The sequence below is a fragment of the Streptomyces sp. NPDC006265 genome (assembly GCF_040613555.1).
Taxonomy (GTDB): domain Bacteria; phylum Actinomycetota; class Actinomycetes; order Streptomycetales; family Streptomycetaceae; genus Streptomyces.
In genome coordinates this window covers 1-1,127 of the sequence record NZ_JBEXSH010001506.1, presented here as the reverse complement: position 1 = coordinate 1,127, position 1,127 = coordinate 1, and the positions used below count along the sequence as shown (strand labels likewise).

At 70.0% G+C, this 1,127-nt stretch carries 1 protein-coding gene and 1 pseudogene; both read right to left on the bottom strand.

Annotated elements, in window-relative coordinates:
* Positions 1-366 (bottom strand): annotated as a pseudogene (locus tag ABZ281_RS50210) (catalase-peroxidase); the annotation flags it as partial.
* Between the two features lie 129 nt (positions 367-495).
* Positions 496-933: a Fur family transcriptional regulator gene (locus ABZ281_RS50205; RefSeq protein ID WP_356665604.1), complete on the bottom strand. Its 438-nt coding sequence runs from the start codon at positions 931-933 to the stop codon at positions 496-498.
* Positions 934-1,127: the final 194 nt, after the last annotated feature.

The following is a 1,127-nucleotide window of genomic DNA, read 5'->3' as shown; positions in this document are numbered from 1 at the left end:
GCCGCGGCCGTCGCTGATGCGGTAGGTGCCCGCGCTGTGCCAGGCCATACGGACCCTCAGCGGGCCGTAGTTGCCGAAGTCGGCCGGCCACCAGTCCTGCGAGGTGGTGAGCACCTCGGCGATGTCGCGTTTCACGGCCGCGAGGTCGAGGGCCTGGAACGCCGCGGCGTAGTCGAAGTCCTCACCGAGGGGGTTGGCCACCTCGGGGTTCTTGGCGAGGATCTTCAGGTTGAGCCGCTCGGGCCACCACTGGCGGTTGCCACCGCCCTGGGTCGGGTGCAGAGCGCGGCCGTGGGCCACGGGGCAACCGCCTCCGGCCTCCTCCGACTTCGGGTCGGTGACGATCGCGTCGTGGTTCTCAGTCATGGAAATCCTTCCGGACGGGGTGGATCACGGTGCTCGGGGGGATCACGTGCTCGGGAACGCTCGGGTGGACCAGGTACTCGGGAACGCTCGAGGGGTCAGGTGCTCGGGAATGCTCGGGGAATCACGTGCTCAGGTACTGCGGGCGGTGGAGCAGGCGGGGCACAGGCCCCAGTAGATGACCTCGGCCTCGTCGACGGCGAAGCCGCGGTCGTCGGACGCGGTCAGGCAGGGGGCGTGACCGACCGCGCAGTCGACGTCGGCGACGGCTCCGCACGACCGGCACAGGAGGTGGTGGTGGTTGTCGCCGACCCGCCCCTCGTAGAGGGCCGGGCTGCCGGGTGGGTCGAGGCGGCGTATGAGTCCTGCCGCGGTGAGTGCGTGCAGCCCCTCGTAGACGGCCTGGACGGAGATGTGGCCCACTCGGCCGCGCACCTCGTAGGCGATCGCCTCGGCGCCGAGGTGGTCACCGTCCCGCACGGCCTCGAGCAGCGCGACGCGGGCGGCGGTCACCCTCAGGCCGGCGCCACGCAGCTCCTCGGCTGTGGTCGGGTTCCCGGATGCGGTCATGCGCCCAACCTAGCCACACAAACACGATCGGTTCAAGAAAACGAACGATTCAATTTTGGTGTCGTGCGTGGAGGCCTTGCGGGGCGGCCTACTTGCGGTATGTGAGCTCAGTCACACGGATCATGATTGCGCCCCGGCTGCCACCGGGCGTCGCGCACCGCCGTGTCGCTCGCCGGTCACGCGTCCGGTGAGGG